The organism is Flavobacterium flabelliforme, from assembly GCF_017948675.1.
GTDB classification, from domain to species: Bacteria; Bacteroidota; Bacteroidia; order Flavobacteriales; family Flavobacteriaceae; genus Flavobacterium; species Flavobacterium pygoscelis.
Genome location: NZ_JAGFBU010000001.1, coordinates 244,537 through 261,287 on the forward strand (window position 1 = coordinate 244,537; position 16,751 = coordinate 261,287).

Sequence of the window (16,751 nt, forward strand, 5' to 3'; positions counted from 1 at the left end):
TTTTAATATTAATTTACTTTTTGGAATTGATAAACAACGTCCGTCATTTTACCTGCAACATCAATTTTATCGATCAATTGAAAAGAAGTTTCTGATTGATTAGCTAAACCTAATACATAACCATCTCTTACTTTTCTAGCTTTTTCGCCTGCATCTAATATCTTAAGAACAAATTGTCCGTCTGCATTAACAAACCAAGTAATTGGAGAACTAAAAGCTACACAATTTGTTTTTGTTAAAGCCATTGTTCCTTTATTGTTATTTGAAACGAATTTCCATGTACTACCAACAAAACATTCTGAGTCTGCTAATTGAAAAGTGTTCACTTTCACATATTGTGAACCTGGATACGTTACTGAACTAATTTCCCAATTCCCTTTTATAGCTACTTGCGATTTTCTATCTGTTTTCGTACTTGTAGCTGAGTTCGATTTACATGCAAACATCAAAACTGCTAATGTGCATACTAAAATAACTTTTTTCATCTTTCTAAATTTAATGTATTAATACTGATACAAAGATACACTGCATTGTTATAATTTTGTTTCAAAATTATAATATTTTGTATCATAATTAAAGGCTACGACAATTTGTCACTTCCCTTATTATTGGTATCTTATTTGAAAGAATAGTAGGCTATAAAACAAACTTAAAAACTCAAAATATGACAACAGGTAAAATTAATGTTTCGGTAGAAAACATCTTTCCCTTGATCAAGAAGTTCTTATACAGTGATCACGAAATTTTTTTAAGAGAATTAATATCGAATGGTACTGATGCCACTTTAAAATTAAAACATTTAACTAGTATTGGTGAAGCCAAAGTAGAATATGGCAATCCAATTATTGAAGTAAAAATAGACAAAGAGGGCAAAAAAATACACATCATCGATCAAGGTTTAGGAATGACTGCCGATGAAGTCGAAAAATACATCAACCAAGTTGCATTTTCTGGAGCAGAAGAATTTTTAGATAAATACAAAGATTCTGCAAAAGATTCTGGAATTATTGGTCATTTTGGTCTTGGTTTTTATTCGGCTTTTATGGTTGCTGAAAAAGTTGAAATTATCACTAAATCTTTCAAAGACGAACCAGCGGCACATTGGACTTGCGATGGAAGCCCAGAATTCACATTAGAACCAGCAGATAAAACCACTCGTGGAACGGAAATTATTTTACATATCGCTGAAGATTCTTTAGAATTTTTAGAAGAATCTAAAATTAGTGGGTTATTAAATAAGTACAATAAGTTCATGCCTATTCCGATTAAATTTGGAACAAAGACAGAGAAAATTGAACAAAAAAAGGGCGAAGAAGTTGCTGAAGAAGATAAAGACAAAACTTTTACAGAAGTAGAAGTTGACAATATTATCAATAACCCAAATCCGGCTTGGACCAAACAACCAACAGAATTATCTCCAGAGGATTACAAGAATTTCTATCATGAATTGTATCCAATGCAGTTTGAGGAGCCGTTATTCCACATTCACTTGAATGTTGATTATCCGTTTAACTTAACTGGTATTTTATATTTCCCAAAATTAGGTTCTGATTTACAAATTCAGAAAGACAAAATCCAATTGTACCAAAATCAGGTATATGTAACGGATAATGTAGAAGGAATTGTTCCAGAATTTTTAATGATGTTAAAAGGGGTTGTTGATTCGCCAGATATCCCATTAAATGTTTCTCGTTCTGGATTGCAGGCAGATGCTGCTGTTAAGAAAATTTCAAATTACATTACTCGTAAAGTAGCGGATAAATTGAAATCTTTGTTCACAGAAAATCGCGCTGATTTTGAACAAAAGTGGAATGACATTAAAATCGTATTGGAATACGGAATGCTTTCTGAAGATAAATTCTATGAAAAAGCAGGCGCATTTGTTTTATATCCAACAGTAGATGATAAATTCTACACGCTTGAAGAATTAAAAACAAATCTTGCCGCTACGCAAACCGATAAAGACGGAAAACTAGTAGTTTTATATGCTGGAAACAAGGAAGCGCAACACTCTTATATCGAGACTGCGAAAGAAAAAGGATACGAAGTTTTATTACTAGATTCGCCAATTATCTCTCATTTAATTCAAAAAATTGAAGGCGATAACAGCAACATGACTTTTATCCGTGTCGATTCAGATCATATTGATAACTTAATCAAAAAAGAAGAAACTGCTATTTCTAAATTATCTGAAGAAGAGCAAACTAACTTAAAAACCGTTCTAGAAGCTATCGTTCCTAAACAAACGTACTCTGTGCAGCTAGAAGCTTTAGATAGCAATGCATCTCCATTTATCATCACGCAACCAGAATTTATGCGTAGAATGAAAGAAATGAGCCAATCCGGTGGCGGTGGCGGAATGTTTGGCATGGGTAATATGCCAGAAATGTACAATTTAGTGGTAAACACTAACTCTGAATTGGCAACTAATATTTTGAACAATACCGATAAAGCAGCTCAAGAAAGTTTAATCAAACAAGCCCTTGACTTAGCTAAATTATCGCAAAATCTTCTAAAAGGAGAAGCGCTAACGGCATTTGTAAAAAGAAGTTTCGAGATGATTAAATAAATCCTTTCCAAACTCCTATAAAGTAGAGAATTGAAGACCTGCAAGTGCAAACTTGCGGGTCTTTTTTTTGGAGCAGATCGAATGTTTTACTAAGAAGTTTTGTCCCGCTATTTGCTACAATCTTTGCTTTTGGCTACCGCCACAACAAAGGATTTTCACTACTATCGGGGCTAAGTTTGAACAATTTGTATTTATATGTTCTTACGGAAAATTGTAAGAAAATTTTAATATATTTGACAATTATTTAGTAAAAAAACTATTTACAATCATAAAAACATATAAGTCCTAAATAGGAATGGATTCAAAGAACTTAGCATAATTCTGAAAATTACTCTTTGGAAACAGCCAATTATAAATTTAATAACGAAACATTGATTAAATGAAAAATAAAATAAACTTTAATATCGTTTTTGCAATAATTGCATTTCCCATTGGATTAGCTTTGTATAAACACACCGATTTTGCCACTTTTACATTTAAAAAACCAGCATTAGATTGGCTATTCTTAATTACATTTATTATCTGTATTTTTCTAACATTTAAAAAGAAAAACAAGAAAATATAGAACCTATAAAATCAATAAAGATTAGAAAATGAATTGTAAGAGACTTTTAATATGTATCAAATTAAAATTATCTAAATAGAATATTTGACTAAAAAATTTACCGCTTTTAAAAAGGTAAAATGGATAAAAAAAATTTCTGTCAGACAAACTTAATCCTGTTGAAATTCACTAATAGTTTATAGACTCATTATCAAATTATTGTGAGAGTTATTCTATTTCCAATTTTTAATTCCACTTGTATTTTTAATTTAGACGAAGATATTTAAATCCAAAAAATAGACAATGAGAATTATAATATTACTATTTTTTTTAACCGCATTGAGTTCTTGTGGTTCCAAATACATTCAAGAAGTATCTGCTGCTCAAAAAACAAAGTTTGGTTTTGAAATAACAGCTCCAAACCAAGCTATCTATTTTGTGACAAATGAAAAAATTGAATTTAGGAATATAACCAAAAATAATCCTGAGAAAATAGCCAACGCACTTTATAATAAATACGGACCAGCGAGAGATGACTTTTTTATTGGAAGTACAAATGCAATCGACTTTAAATTTAATTTAGAAAATAAAACCTACTATATCGCTATCGATAAATTCCGGAAAAGAAATGCAATGCTATTATTTGACGGAAAACACAAACCAAAAATTGAATTTAATCCTAAGAAATACGACCAATTAATTATTAAAAGTAAGCACTGAGGTATGATCCTAAAATTTTGCTGTCTACAGCAAATATAAATTTTATAATTTTTTTGATTCTCGCTTCTATCAAGAAAGCTAATCAAAGATTTAACGGTAATTTTACATGAAAATCAATAAAAAATAGTCTTTTTTAAAAATTTAAAATGAAAACATTTATAAAAACTTATGCAGCTTTTTCAAAAAAGAGAATATTTATTAACATTTGCATTGTTTTTCTATTTACATTTTTGCAATTCTATTTGTCAATGAGAAAACTCTCTAACAGTATTTCCAGTGGATGTCTAGAGTGTGGTTTTTTTGAAGACATTTTCGTTATATCAATCTTTTCCTGTTTTTTCTTCATAATGCTATTTTACTTCTTTTCAGTGATTAAGCAGAAAATTATGAGAATAACACTTCAATATATATTCTTGATATTAATTTGGTTTTTCTTTAATTATACTGTTTTTGTAGACCGAGAATCATCATGGAGTACTTATCTTTTTCATGAAGAAATCTATTTTACTATTCGATATTCATTTATATCAATTGTAATTTTATCTACAGTTTTGATATTAATTCTAAATTTTATAAATAGTGATCGACAAAAATAATAATAATTGATATGTTTCTTAAAACAGTTCAATTTTGTATCGTAAAACTTAGTCCTACCAACCTTTTTGCAGGACTATTTAATACATTATTTTGATTAACATATATTAGCATGTTTTAATAAAAAAATAATTTATATTGTAGATATGAGCGGGAGTCTTTGGTCTTAGACAGAATTTCGAGCAATCATTCCTCGCAGTTATAACTAAGCAATTACCAAATTTTTGGTTACAGCAAGTATAATTTTAACCCAGATATTCTACCTTAGCAAAGACAATGTAATGCGATTTAATCCCATGCAATTTTATAGGTAGAACTTTTATTAAAGACCTATATTAAATCGGTAAAAAAAATAATACATCTATGAAAACCAATAAAATAATTTATTTAGCAACACTTTTTTTAATAGTTGCATCTATTTGCTCTTGCAAAATAATTCCTGAAAATGTAACAGCAGTTAAACCGTTTTACAAAGAAAATATCTTGGAAAATGGTATGAAATTGCCCGATTAGATTTCAAATTCGAAAAAGATTTAAATAATACAACAGCAGAATATTCTTTAAAAAACGATGGGAAAATTAAAGTTATAAACAAAGGATACAACGTAAAAAAACACAAATGGACACAAGCAATTGGAAAGGCTAAATTTGTTGGTAGCGAAGATATTGCAATGCTTAAAGTCTCTTTCTTTGGTCCTTTCTATGCTGGATATAATGTAATTGCAATTGATGAAAATTACAAATACGCCTTAGTTGCAGGTAAGAGCACACAATATTTATGGATCTTATCTCGAGAAACGACTATTCCTGATGCTATCAAAAAAGACTATTTGAAAATTGCAGAAAAGTCCGGTTATACAACAAAGGACCTTATATGGGTAAAACACGATAAACAAAATTAAGAGTATTGCTTCTCTGAAATTAGGTTCTACAATTCCCTCCCTTTTTACCATAAAATACTTGCTTGCTAATAAGATAGATTACCCTAAAAGCAATGAAGAAAAAGAAAAAATAATAAAAATTTAGAGAGAATTATTTTTTCTTCTTAAATTGCTAAAATGACTATTTCATCCTTATATAAAAAAATAACGCCATTTGTAAAGCCTTATCGTAAAATGGTAATGGCTACCTTATTCCTTGCATTTATTGGTTCCTTTGCAGCTCAAGTGAACGCCTTAATACTAAAATATACTGTAGATTCTATCAGTGATTTAATGGTAGCTAGAGAACCTCTTTCAAAAGGTTTCTATTTGTTGGGCATTATTAGCATCATTTTGCTTTCAAAAGAATTAATCTACTCAGTGGTTCAATTTGGACAAAAGTTTTATGGAGAAAAACTACGTATTTTTATTTCACGTGATATTTCACAAACGATAACTGAAAAAATCCTTAGCTATCGCATGGAATTTTATACTTCTAGCGAAAATGATAGTGGTAAACTCCAAACGCGTATTGATTTAGGAATAAGTAGCTTAACCAGATTAGTCCAGAACTTTTTTATCGATATTTTACCGCTTTTTGCTAATGCAATTGTGGCTTTAGGATTAATGTTTTACGCTAATTTTTATGTAGGTTTGGTTAGTTTATGCATCATTCCCATTTATTTTTACATCAGTCAATTACAAGCTACTAAACTAAGTGGTTTTAGAAGACGAATGCGAACCTACAGAGAAACCAAAAATAATGGCATCATTAGTTTGATAGAATCAATCACTGTTATTAAATCCTTTGTGCGAGAGTCGCTTGAGGCCAAACGACATCAAGACATACAATACGAAATGACAGAAAACCAGTTGGCTACCAGAAAAACCAGCTTTATGTTTGAAAGTATAAAAGGTTTTGTAGAGCAAATTGGAGTGGTAATTATAATAATTCTAACTGCCTATTTTGTATTAAACGGAACCATGACCATTGGTGCTATTATGTTTCACATTATGTTATTTAACAATGTTTCGGCACCAATACGACAACTACACCGAATTTACGACGAAGTAAATGATGCTTTAATTTATTCAGAAGGATTTTTTGATATTTTAGAATCGGACCATCAAAAAGAAGTAAGTGGTTCTTATAAACCTAAAAAAATAACAGGATTACTAGAAGTTAAGAATATAGATTTTAGTTATCCAAACGGGACGAAAGCATTAGAGAATGTAAACTTTACAATAAAACCAAATCAAAATACCGCGTTAGTAGGATTAAGTGGTGCTGGGAAAAGTACTATTATAAATTTATTGGATAAATTTTACCAACCCACCAAAGGCACTATTTTATTAGATGGTATTAATTTAAAGGAATATGATACTAATTTTTTGAGGCAAAATATTGGATTGGTATTGCAAAAGAATCACATTTTCAAAGGTACAATTTCAGAAAACATTCTTTATGGCAATCCAAATGCAACTGAAATTGAGGTAATAGAAGCTTCGAAAAAAGCCTATATTCATGAACAAATTAGCGCCTTGCCAAATGGCTATCAATCGGAAGCGCATTTACTTTCGGGAGGACAACAACAGCGAATCGCTATTGCAAGATTATTTTTAAAAAATCCACCTATTATATTTTTAGATGAACCCACAGCAAGTCTAGATGCTATCGCAACAGAGCAAATAAAAAAATCGTTAGATGCTGTAAAAAAAGACAGAACGGTCATTATTATTTCGCATAGTATTTCTCAAATTATCGATGCATCTAACATCATTGTTTTAGACAAAGGCAAAGCTGTAGAAGTAGGAACTCATGAAAGTTTGTATGATCTAAAAGGAACTTATTTTAAGATATTCACTGCGATGGCTAATAGTTTAAATATTGGAAAAATAACGCAAACTATCGATTAAAACTCAAAATGGAAACTTTAATAAATAGGAATAAGTATCCGAATATTTAGAAACACATTTTACACCCACATCTCTTAAACTCTTTCCTTTAAAGATAAATAGGTAAGCAAAAAAGTATTTCAGCTTTACACCGTATTTAGTTGTAGTTTTGAGGTTCCTTACTTTGACACTACAAATTTGCAATCCTTGCTTATCGGTCATAGTGATAAAATTAAACTCCAAACCTATGTGGTGGCATTATCTATTAGTTTTTTTTGGCTCTTTATTATTTGACATTGTCCCATTTCCTTTTGCACCAGCATTTACAATAATGGTATTTCTTCAAATTTTATTTGATTTAAACGTTTGGGCTGTTATTGTTATTGGAGTTTTAGGATCGGTTTTAGGTCGATTTATTCTTTTATTATATGCTCCATTATTAGCCAGCAAGTTCTTAAAATCCTCAAAAAATGAAGACATAAAGTTCCTTGGGGATAAGATGAACGAAAATAAATGGAAAGGGATAATTGTTGTGCTTGCTTATTCTTTGTTACCTCTTCCTACAACACCATTATTTTTGGGTGCTGGTATTTCTAAAATAAAACCTCTTTATATTATTATTCCCTTTTTGATTGGTAAATTTACTAGTGATTCTATTGCGCTTCATTTAGGTAAATTTGCAGTTGACAATCAACAAAGTATTATTGATAATATTTTTTCGTGGCAGTCGATTCTGAGTTTTATTTTAGGATTTATAATGTTATTCTGTTTGTTTTTTGTGGACTGGCGTACTTTAATTCAAACTAAAAAACTAGCCTTTGATTTTAAAATTTTGAATTAAATTCCCCTTTATAATCCATTTAATTTACTTAAAAGTTCAATACTATTAATCGTCTTTTATTTATAAACATTCCCTCAAAAACGGCTTTATAGTAAAGAGACCAAATAATATAAAAACAAAAAAAAGCGCAAAGTCTAAAACATTTGCGCCATTTAGTTCCTGTATAAAAATTATTTATTCCATTTTCCTCCACCAAGGTAAAAGCCTAAATGGATACCTAAATAACTATTTGCAATAGTTCCTACTTCTGCACCAGACATATCTTGTAAAGTAGATTTAGGAACAAGATTATATTCAAGTCCCATTCTAAATTTACCCCATTCAAAACCACCTCTTAATAAACCACCAAATTTGCCTGTAGCATCTAAGCCAACAGTTTCTGTAGAGGAATTAACATCATCAAATTCTACATTTGCAATACTATAATACCCAACACCACCACCAACATAAGGTACAAAAGAACCTCCTGAATTATTAAAATAGTAATCGTATGTACCCACATAAGAACCATTTGCTGAAATTTTCGCACTAGTAGATTCCCCATTTCTATTTAAATCACGCACCATAGCAGCGGCTCCAATTCTTAAACCGACATTCATATTGTCTTTTAAGTTGTATTTAGGCTCAATTGATAATAATACTCCACCTCCTCCATTTGAAGGAATTGTATATCCAAAATCTAATCCTACTCTAAATTTACCTTCCTCTTGAGAATAACCCGTAGCAAAAGCAAATACGGCGATGGCCGTTAAAATAATTTTTTTCATGATGTTTATTTTAAATTTAAAAGCGCAAACATACTGTAATTTTCGTAAATATTTACTTATAAAAAACAAATAAAGTAAGATTTGTATTATTTTTAATCATCCAAAATAAATCAAAATATTCAACTATATCTGTTTTTTATAAAATTATCACCGTATTTTTATTCTTTAAAACTTAACACCAACAATAGTATTCCTAATATTAAGAGCATGATTTTTCATCCAAAATTCCTAACAGGTCTTACCGTTTTATCATAGTCGTTTAAGGCCTCTTTATTGTTTTCTACTTTATTTTTTCTCCACCATAAATCGTATTTATAGAGTACAAAGACAGCAATAAAACAGAATAAACTTTTAATGAGATACAGCCAATTCATATCTAAATTTAAATATTATTATAAGAAGTTAATTATAGAATTATTAAAAGAAAAGCCTCTTTTTATCGATATTTTTTTTGCGCTTTTTAATATTACTCTAAAAAAAACAAATAATTATTTATTAATTACAATCTTTTGCAATACAGATTGCAAATCTACATTAGCCCTGAAGAGATATCCAAGCGGCCATATCCTTTGGCTTCAATATTTTGCGAATAACCAGAACTTTATATGACTCTTTCGCCAGCTACATCTTACGTATATTAATGAATTCTTACGTTTTCAATGATTCTCATAAGTTGGTTTCCTAGTTGAAAAGTAATTTTCCTATAGCTATTTTCATCCGTAAAACTTTATTTTCAGGAGCTATTTCCAGATATCATTCCAATCTTTTTTTGTCTCGTTTAAAAAAACGAAACTAAAAAAAGGATTTTCCCTTCTATCTGGGCTAGGGCATTCGGTTTCATAAAGAACTATTTTATGAGAATTGATCATTTTTTTTTTCAAAATTACTTTCTGAATTGAAACTCTATAAAACACAAAAACCAAACAGTTATGCTTGTTTCTTTATTTTGTTTACTTGCTCAACTTTTTGGATACGGATTGTAAATCTGCGCCATAGACTTTTAATTACACAGGTCATTATAATATTCCCAAAACAGATATGCAAACATCCCTATAAATAAAATTGTGAAAATTAAAACTGATTTAATGCTTTTTTTAATTTCAGATTTTATCCAAAACTTTAAAAATAAAATCTCAATAAACACCAATATTAAATACTGAATTATTAACGTTTCAGTCAAAAAATATAATTGATTTTTAATATAATCACAATCAATTTTAGGAGAAGTTCCTATCAAAACAATTTGCATAACAAACGCAATTAATAATAAAACACCAATCATCAATATTGTTTTTTTTATAATCATTTAATTTTTGGGGTTTTATATTTTTTTTTATGAATTAACTGAATTCATTTTTCCTTTTGGCAAAAACGGATCAAGCAGATTTGCAATCCGTGTCAATAAAGCAAATCAAACAATCTAAAACAAATCTAGAATTAAAACATCCAATTCATTTTCTAAATTCGCGTAATTTCTTGCAGAGCTAAAATAATAGACCTCTGGCAATGTAACTATTTTATCTTTTACAGGATTGTTGTGAATATAATTAATCTTTTGTTTTATAAACCAATTCGTTTCTATTATTTCTGCATGATAGCCATGTTGCCATACTTTATAGCTTTGGTTCCTTGTTAAATCTTCGCATACTTTCTCAAAATAAGACAAAAGCCACTCCCTACGACTCTCTGGATCGTCCATAATAGTTTGAATAATTTTCTTTGAAGTACACCTCTTGAAATCTCGCATCACATCCGATAAAATAAAACCATTTGTGGCTTTACAAATTAAATGGATATGACTGTGCATAATGCAATAGGCATAAATTTCAAGTCCTTTTTTTTCTTGACAATATTGCAAAGCATTAACGATATTATATTTTTGATTGAGTCGCGTAAAAACATCAACCCAACCTACTGTAGTTATTGTTATAAAATAAGCCTAATCTGTCGTTTTTGCTTTATATTTTATTTAAATCTTTTTTATCTAAAATACAACAAAAGCTACAAATAACATTCTTTTCCTTTCTTCTTGAAGTTTGTTTTAATAAAGATTCTCTCTTAAATTTATATTTAAAGAATATTATTGTGGGCACGGATTGCAAATCCACACGATCGTTGTAGACATATCCGAGCGATCTGGGTTATATACTTTTTCAGACAAAAAAACCGAGCAATTTGCTCGGTTTTTTTGTACTTATTTCTCTTTATTACTTGCTCAACTTTGTGGACACAGATTGCAAATCTGCGCTATCGTTGTCGACATATCCGAGCGATAGGTTTATATCGTTCAATTCCCTTTTAAATTTCCTATTTCTATTCTTGAAAAACCCGCTTTTAAAATAGCAGTAGTGTCTGTAATTTTTTTTGAATAATCTACTCTAATTATTTCTGGAGAATCTGGTAAATATTTAATTTCATAAAACTTACCGATATCTCTTTTGGTCGCTTTATATTTTGTATCACTTTCAAAAGAGGTATGTTTTTTATTACCAACATAATAAAATAAATAAACGGTTGATGCCCATTTAGGTGGTGTGAAAATAGAATCAATTCTCCCAATTGTTATTTTACCGTTGTTTTTAAACTCTTTTTCAAATTTGTGAGTTCGTATATAAGCGAACACAAAAATAAAAATTAAGGGACTTAAAACTAATATTGCTTTTGTTTTTAATTTCATAACTACTTAATTCCTTGTGGTGCTGAATTTGCTCCAACTGCTACTATTCCTTTAAAATACTCCCTAACCATCGCTTCTCCAAAACCTGAACCTGATAGATAATTATCACTTGCTTTTGCAAAACGATTACTCAAAACAGCAGAACCTGCTTGAACAGCCCATTTGTTAAATGATTCTGGAGTTTGAAATCCCTGACCTTTCATAATATTATTAGGCGTCCACCCTATAGTTTCTCCAAAAATTGCGGGGCCAATTCCAGGCACTATTGAGCTAGCTGTCGATACCATATTTATATCTCCAAAACTTCTTCCATTAGCTAAATATTGAGCTGTTGCATTAGATGCCATATTAATTCCAGCAGAGCCCCAAGTTATTTGAGATAAAGCTGCTGCTGCCCCCTCTCTAATAAATAGGATCCGCCAGCAGCTAAAGCTCCCTCAACTGCTAATATTGGAGCTGCAATTGCTCCCACAAGCATTAAACTATATTGCAAATCTTTCTCACGTCCATATGAAGGTCCGAAATCTCCCGAGGAAACATAATTACTTTTATAACCTTTAACATTTACGTTATCAAGTTCAATCGTATTTCCTAAATCTTTTGACTTTACACAATTTTTATCCTTTTGTCCTACCCAAGTGGTAGAAGCATTATCATATTTCCAACTGCTACTGCTATCGATATGAATGGCGCCATCTTCCGCATCAACACCCGTGGGTGGCTCAGCAATCATTCCAGTTGGATCTGTAAATCGAATAGGATTATTGAATGTGTAAACATACGCTCCGTAATTAGCCAACTTCTCCGCCAAAGGATCCACATTCAACCACAAACTAGTCTTCATATCCAAATACCTCGCCCCATAATAGCTAAGATTCGTTTCTCTGTCTAATTCCTTTCCATTAAAAAGATAAGGCGAAGAAAACGAGCTAGAATGCTCCTCGAATAAAATGGCTCCAAATCGATTTTAGGAGATTCAGCGATTCCAAAAAAACAATAAAAACTAGAGTTAAAGGCTATGTACTCAACATGCTGACTTATGCTTCGGTTTCGGGTTGTAATATAAGAAGTAATTCCCAAATGATCAGTTTTTTCTCAACATTATAAAATATAAAAACCTAGCAATTACGCTTGGTTTTTTATTCTATTTACTTACTCAACTTTGTGGGCACGAGCCAGAGGCATCGCGCTAGCCGTTGAACTTATTTCTGCTCGCGCCAGCTGGGGCAATTAATTGAACAGTTAGACAGCAAACAAAAAGAATCTATTTTTAGCATTATTGATATTGCTATTTATAATTTAAAAATAAAACAGACACTCTCAAACGCCTTAACACTATAAAACACAAAAACCAAGCGACTACGCTTGGTTTTTTATTTTGTTTACTTGCTCTACTTTGTGGGTGCGAAGTCAGAGACATTCGCACAGCGTACACGACAAATTTATTTTTCTAAAGAATTCTTAGTAGAGCTGTGGTTTTAATTTCGCATTTTTAAACTTTCTGGATCATCTTTCAAATAATATGCAGGTCTATTTATAGACGGAAAACTTTCTAAATAAAGTACTTCTATTGTATCACCAGGAGAAAACTTGCTACTTTGTGAATCTCCTTTATATTCGATATTATTTACAAAAAAACTATATGAATATGAAAAATCCCTTGGGCTAATATTTTGATTAGGATAAATATTCTTCTCATTTATAACGACAGCGTTCTTAGTAGAAGAATTATTTTCTAAAATTAAGTCAACAAAGAACCATTTAAAAAGCGTAAAAAAAATATAGATAAATATTAATATCAAAAATAAGCTAGAAATGTAATTATAAACTTTTTTATTTTTTTTCATTTGTTCGTTCTTTAATTATATCAATTTTAGTTTTTGTGCCTGCGCTAAATGCATTCTTTAAAGATTTCTGAAATTGATCATTAACTTTTGGAGCTACATTTTTTATACTTTTAGCAGTTTGTTTGATCGTTCTATTTAAACTTCCAGTAACATTGATATTAACTGAGCGTAGAATCTTTTCGTATTCTTTGCTATTTCACCACTATTAATTTTAATAAGTTTAGACGCTTTATCCCCTGCAACCGCACCAATTTTTCCCCCAAAAGCTTCCATTGCTACGTCAATAGCAACATTTTTGTAAATATTTTTCACATTTGTTTCCACTGAGTGCTCCCAATTGCCATCCTTTCCTGTTTTTATTTCTACAATATTATTTGCTACAGCTACAGCACTTTTCACCACTAATCTTCTGACAACACTAGCTCCACTTGTTAAACCGCCTTCAACAACTGCAAGAACTATAGAAGAAACATTAATATTTTTAGTAAATGCTTCGGATCCTCTAGCTCCTTTAGAATAATTTGCAGCTACCTGTATACCGTAATCAACTAGTGCGCCTCCAATTGCAAAAAAAATTGGATTTTCACCATCTGGATCCTTTAATTTTACAGGAGATTGGTAACAATAAGCATAGGTAGATAGATTTTGAGGATTAAAAGCTGTTGAAGATAAATTATCTTCATCATATTCTAGAAACTCTTCTTTCAAAGTCAACGGATCCACACTCAACCAAAGTGAGGTCTTCATATCCAAATACCTAGCACTGTAATACTATAGGTTAGTTTCTCTATCTAACTCCTTCCCATTAAACAAGTATGGAGAAAAAAACGAGCTGGAATGCTCCTCAAATAAAATGGCTCCAAATCGATTTTAGGAGATTCAACGATTCCAAAAAAACAATAAAAAAGAGAGTTAAAGGCTATGTACTCGACATGCTGACTTATGCTTCCGTTTCGGGTTGTAATATACGAAGTACTTCCTAAATTATCGGGTTTGTAATATACGAAGTACTTCCCAAATGATCAGTTTTTTCTCAACATTATAAAACACAAAAACCAAACAATTACGCTTGGTTTTTTTATGTTTAATTCACAACACTAGCAAAACTGCTCTTATAGCCTTTCTCGTAAAAGTCAGGAGACTTTATCAAATTTACGACTTATAACAACTTTCTAAAAAAGCGCAAAGTCCTGAGACATTTGCGGAGCAGTCGCCAACTTTAAGAACCCTTCGTAGAGCTGGGATACTCTTCGCAGAGCCGGGGGCGAAGTCAGAGACATTCGCACAGCATACACGACAAATTTACTTTTCTAAAGAATTCTTCGTAGAGCTGTCTTTAATATTTCTTATTATAATCTTTCCAATCTTTGGGATATTTTTTCTTTACTTTCTCTATTATATAGTCCGGAATTGGTTCTTTATCATAATCTAGCCCTTTCTTTTTTAAAAACTGAATAGCTTTGGTTTTGGCTTTGTACTGGTCTGAACTCAAATCGACAACTACTGTACGTAAACCCTCGAGAATATAAACATTGTGATCATCTGCCATCCTGTACAGTATTTTATCGTAATCTGCTCCTTTCTCTAATAAATATAATAACGCGTCCATATTATCATGAACTATGGCATCAGACAAAGGTAAATTAGTATAGACTTCTGGACCATTATTGGAATAATTAATATCTGCCCCGGCATTTACCAAGAGCTTTACCCTTACAAGGCTATTGGGATCCACATAGGATATTGCATTATTTAAACCCGCACTTCTTGCTTGATCACCCTCTTTTCCTGGTGCTGTTTCTAATGAATTAGCATTTCCTCCATATTTTAATACTAATTTTAAATATTCCGGATCTTCATTTCCTGCTGCATAAATTACCGCATTTGTACCGTATTTAAAGTCTTTCAAGTTCGGATTTGCACCTAATTCAAGTAGAGTTTTTAAACTTTTATATTGATTATTATATATAGCAAACATTAAAAGAGTTCCACCAAACCGAGACTCTTGAAAATTAATAATTGATTTGTTTTTTGCAACTTCTTCTCTAATTTTAATAATGTCTTCATCTTCTACTGCTTTAGATAACGCCCAAGCTGGAGTATCTTGAAATAATCTGTAATCTTTTCCTATCAACTTTGTTTTATCTACTTTAGTTTCTCTATTACAGCTGAGGAGAAGAAAAACTAGACCGAAAATTATATATTTAGAGTTCATCTTTTTATATTTTTTGTTAACGTAATGATGTTGGAGGAGTTATAGCTTCTTTTATTATATCCCATGTTTTTTCAAAAAAGCCTCTTGTTCCTTGTAAATTTTCAATCCTGTTATTGATACTATGTCCGTTAAGAATAGCACTCCAACTTTTCGGAGCTAAGTAATATCTCTTACCGCTAGTTGCTGGCAGAGGTGTAATTATATCTTGCAAAAAATTAAGAGGATCTGTTGCGGTAATATAAGCATCTACTTTTGCTCCATTTAAACCAAATCTGCCTTTGGTAAAAACACTTAACCCCGCTTGATTAAAAGTTATAGCTTTACCTCCAGTACTTACAGCATTCCATTCTGCTAAAGAACCCCCTAAAGAATGCCCCGTAAAGGTGATTTCAGCATTTCCTATTCGTTTTTTTACAGCTTCTGTCGTCTTCTTTGAGTCTTTATATTGTCGCGATAGACCCAAAGGTTGTTTTACATCTGCACCTACATCTTTCCAACTTTCTTCTGTTCCAGCAGTAGCATAAGTATATTCTGTTTTTCCATTTGCGTCTTTTCTTTCATAAATAGCAGATTTAAAACCTGAATCATCATTATATAATTTTATACCTTTTGCAATATTAGAAACTTTCCAACCACCTCATAATTTAACTTTGCTGTCGTAAACGTGCGATGACATTAGCGCAGCTTCATATGGAGTTGGTGCTTGTCCATCAGGATTAATTAAATTAATAGGATTGTTAAAAGTATACACATAAGCTCCAATATTTTGCATTTTCTCCGCCAACGGATCCACACTGAACCAAAGCGAAGTCTTCATATCTAAATATCTAGCCCCATAATAGCTAAGATTCGTTTCTCTGTCTAATTCCTTTCCACTAAAAAGATAAGGCGAAGAAAACGAGCTAGAATGCTCCTCAAATAAAATCTCTCCAAATCGATTTTAGGAGATTCAGCGATTCAAAAAAAACAATAAAAAAGAGAGTTAAAGGCTATATACTCGACATGCTGACTTATGCTTCCGTTTCGGGTGGTAATATACGAAGTACTTCCCAAATGATCAGTTTTTTCTCAACATTATAAAACACAAAAACCAAGCAATTAAGCTTGGTTTTTGTGTTTTGTTTACTTGCTCAACTTTACGGGCACGAGCCAGAGGCACCG

The 16,751-nt window shown here is 31.1% G+C and carries 18 protein-coding genes; 7 read left to right on the top strand and 11 right to left on the bottom strand.

The features are described 5' to 3' along the window. Window positions 1–8 precede the first annotated feature (8 nt). Complete coding sequence (locus tag J3S90_RS01055) at window positions 9–485, bottom strand: lipocalin family protein (protein ID WP_188049695.1); 477 nt, start codon at window positions 483–485, stop codon at window positions 9–11. 179 nt (window positions 486–664) lie between these two features. Here J3S90_RS01055 and htpG point away from each other — a divergent pair, with 179 nt between their 5' ends. From htpG to J3S90_RS01085, 7 genes are all read left to right on the top strand, one after another. Continuing rightward, window positions 665–2,569 (top strand): molecular chaperone HtpG, encoded by a 1,905-nt coding sequence (htpG, locus tag J3S90_RS01060; RefSeq protein ID WP_188049694.1) that lies wholly within the window; start codon window positions 665–667, stop codon window positions 2,567–2,569. A 379-nt stretch (window positions 2,570–2,948) separates the two neighbouring features. Further along, entirely contained in the window at window positions 2,949–3,134 is a 186-nt protein-coding gene (locus J3S90_RS01065; RefSeq protein WP_188049692.1) for a hypothetical protein, read from the top strand. A gap of 282 nt (window positions 3,135–3,416) precedes the next feature. Then, window positions 3,417–3,833 carry a hypothetical protein gene (locus J3S90_RS01070; RefSeq protein WP_210644130.1) on the top strand — a complete coding sequence of 139 codons (417 nt, stop codon included), beginning with the start codon at window positions 3,417–3,419 and terminating at the stop codon, window positions 3,831–3,833. A 957-nt stretch (window positions 3,834–4,790) separates the two neighbouring features. Beyond that, window positions 4,791–4,940 carry a hypothetical protein gene (locus tag J3S90_RS16090; protein ID WP_317192515.1) on the top strand — a complete coding sequence of 50 codons (150 nt, stop codon included), beginning with the start codon at window positions 4,791–4,793 and terminating at the stop codon, window positions 4,938–4,940. After that, entirely contained in the window at window positions 4,928–5,329 is a 402-nt protein-coding gene (locus J3S90_RS01075; RefSeq protein WP_317192523.1) for a lipocalin family protein, read from the top strand. Before J3S90_RS16090 ends, J3S90_RS01075 begins: the two co-directional genes overlap by 13 nt. Window positions 5,330–5,485: 156 nt before the next feature. Then, window positions 5,486–7,264, top strand: a complete 1,779-nt coding sequence (locus J3S90_RS01080) for an ABC transporter ATP-binding protein (RefSeq protein WP_210644131.1) — start codon at window positions 5,486–5,488, stop codon at window positions 7,262–7,264. A 226-nt stretch (window positions 7,265–7,490) separates the two neighbouring features. Continuing rightward, window positions 7,491–8,084 (top strand): hypothetical protein, encoded by a 594-nt coding sequence (locus J3S90_RS01085; RefSeq protein WP_210644133.1) that lies wholly within the window; start codon window positions 7,491–7,493, stop codon window positions 8,082–8,084. Between the two features lie 170 nt (window positions 8,085–8,254). Here the strand turns inward: J3S90_RS01085 and J3S90_RS01090 are convergent, their stop codons facing one another. From J3S90_RS01090 to J3S90_RS01135, 10 genes are all read right to left on the bottom strand, one after another. Further along, window positions 8,255–8,851 carry an OmpA family protein gene (locus J3S90_RS01090; RefSeq protein ID WP_210644135.1) on the bottom strand — a complete coding sequence of 199 codons (597 nt, stop codon included), beginning with the start codon at window positions 8,849–8,851 and terminating at the stop codon, window positions 8,255–8,257. 1,420 nt (window positions 8,852–10,271) lie between these two features. Beyond that, entirely contained in the window at window positions 10,272–10,781 is a 510-nt protein-coding gene (locus J3S90_RS01095; RefSeq protein ID WP_210645493.1) for an REP-associated tyrosine transposase, read from the bottom strand. 357 nt (window positions 10,782–11,138) lie between these two features. Then, window positions 11,139–11,528, bottom strand: coding sequence for a hypothetical protein (locus tag J3S90_RS01100; RefSeq protein WP_210644138.1), 390 nt, complete (start codon window positions 11,526–11,528; stop codon window positions 11,139–11,141). A gap of 2 nt (window positions 11,529–11,530) precedes the next feature. Further along, a complete protein-coding gene (locus J3S90_RS01105) occupies window positions 11,531–11,875 on the bottom strand; it encodes a hypothetical protein (RefSeq protein ID WP_210644139.1) in 345 nt (114 codons plus the stop codon). Between the two features lie 23 nt (window positions 11,876–11,898). Beyond that, window positions 11,899–12,480, bottom strand: coding sequence for an RHS repeat domain-containing protein (locus tag J3S90_RS01110; RefSeq protein ID WP_210645494.1), 582 nt, complete (start codon window positions 12,478–12,480; stop codon window positions 11,899–11,901). Between the two features lie 526 nt (window positions 12,481–13,006). After that, window positions 13,007–13,375 (bottom strand): hypothetical protein, encoded by a 369-nt coding sequence (locus J3S90_RS01115; protein ID WP_210644141.1) that lies wholly within the window; start codon window positions 13,373–13,375, stop codon window positions 13,007–13,009. A 135-nt stretch (window positions 13,376–13,510) separates the two neighbouring features. After that, window positions 13,511–14,122 (bottom strand): hypothetical protein, encoded by a 612-nt coding sequence (locus J3S90_RS01120; RefSeq protein ID WP_210644143.1) that lies wholly within the window; start codon window positions 14,120–14,122, stop codon window positions 13,511–13,513. 589 nt (window positions 14,123–14,711) lie between these two features. Further along, the gene (locus J3S90_RS01125) at window positions 14,712–15,590 is read right to left on the bottom strand and encodes an ankyrin repeat domain-containing protein (protein ID WP_210644145.1); all 879 of its coding nucleotides are present in this window, start codon (window positions 15,588–15,590) and stop codon (window positions 14,712–14,714) included. Between the two features lie 16 nt (window positions 15,591–15,606). Continuing rightward, complete coding sequence (locus J3S90_RS16235) at window positions 15,607–16,053, bottom strand: lipase family protein (protein ID WP_210644147.1); 447 nt, start codon at window positions 16,051–16,053, stop codon at window positions 15,607–15,609. Window positions 16,054–16,227: 174 nt separating this feature from the next. Further along, entirely contained in the window at window positions 16,228–16,515 is a 288-nt protein-coding gene (locus J3S90_RS01135; protein ID WP_210645495.1) for an RHS repeat domain-containing protein, read from the bottom strand. Window positions 16,516–16,751: the final 236 nt, after the last annotated feature.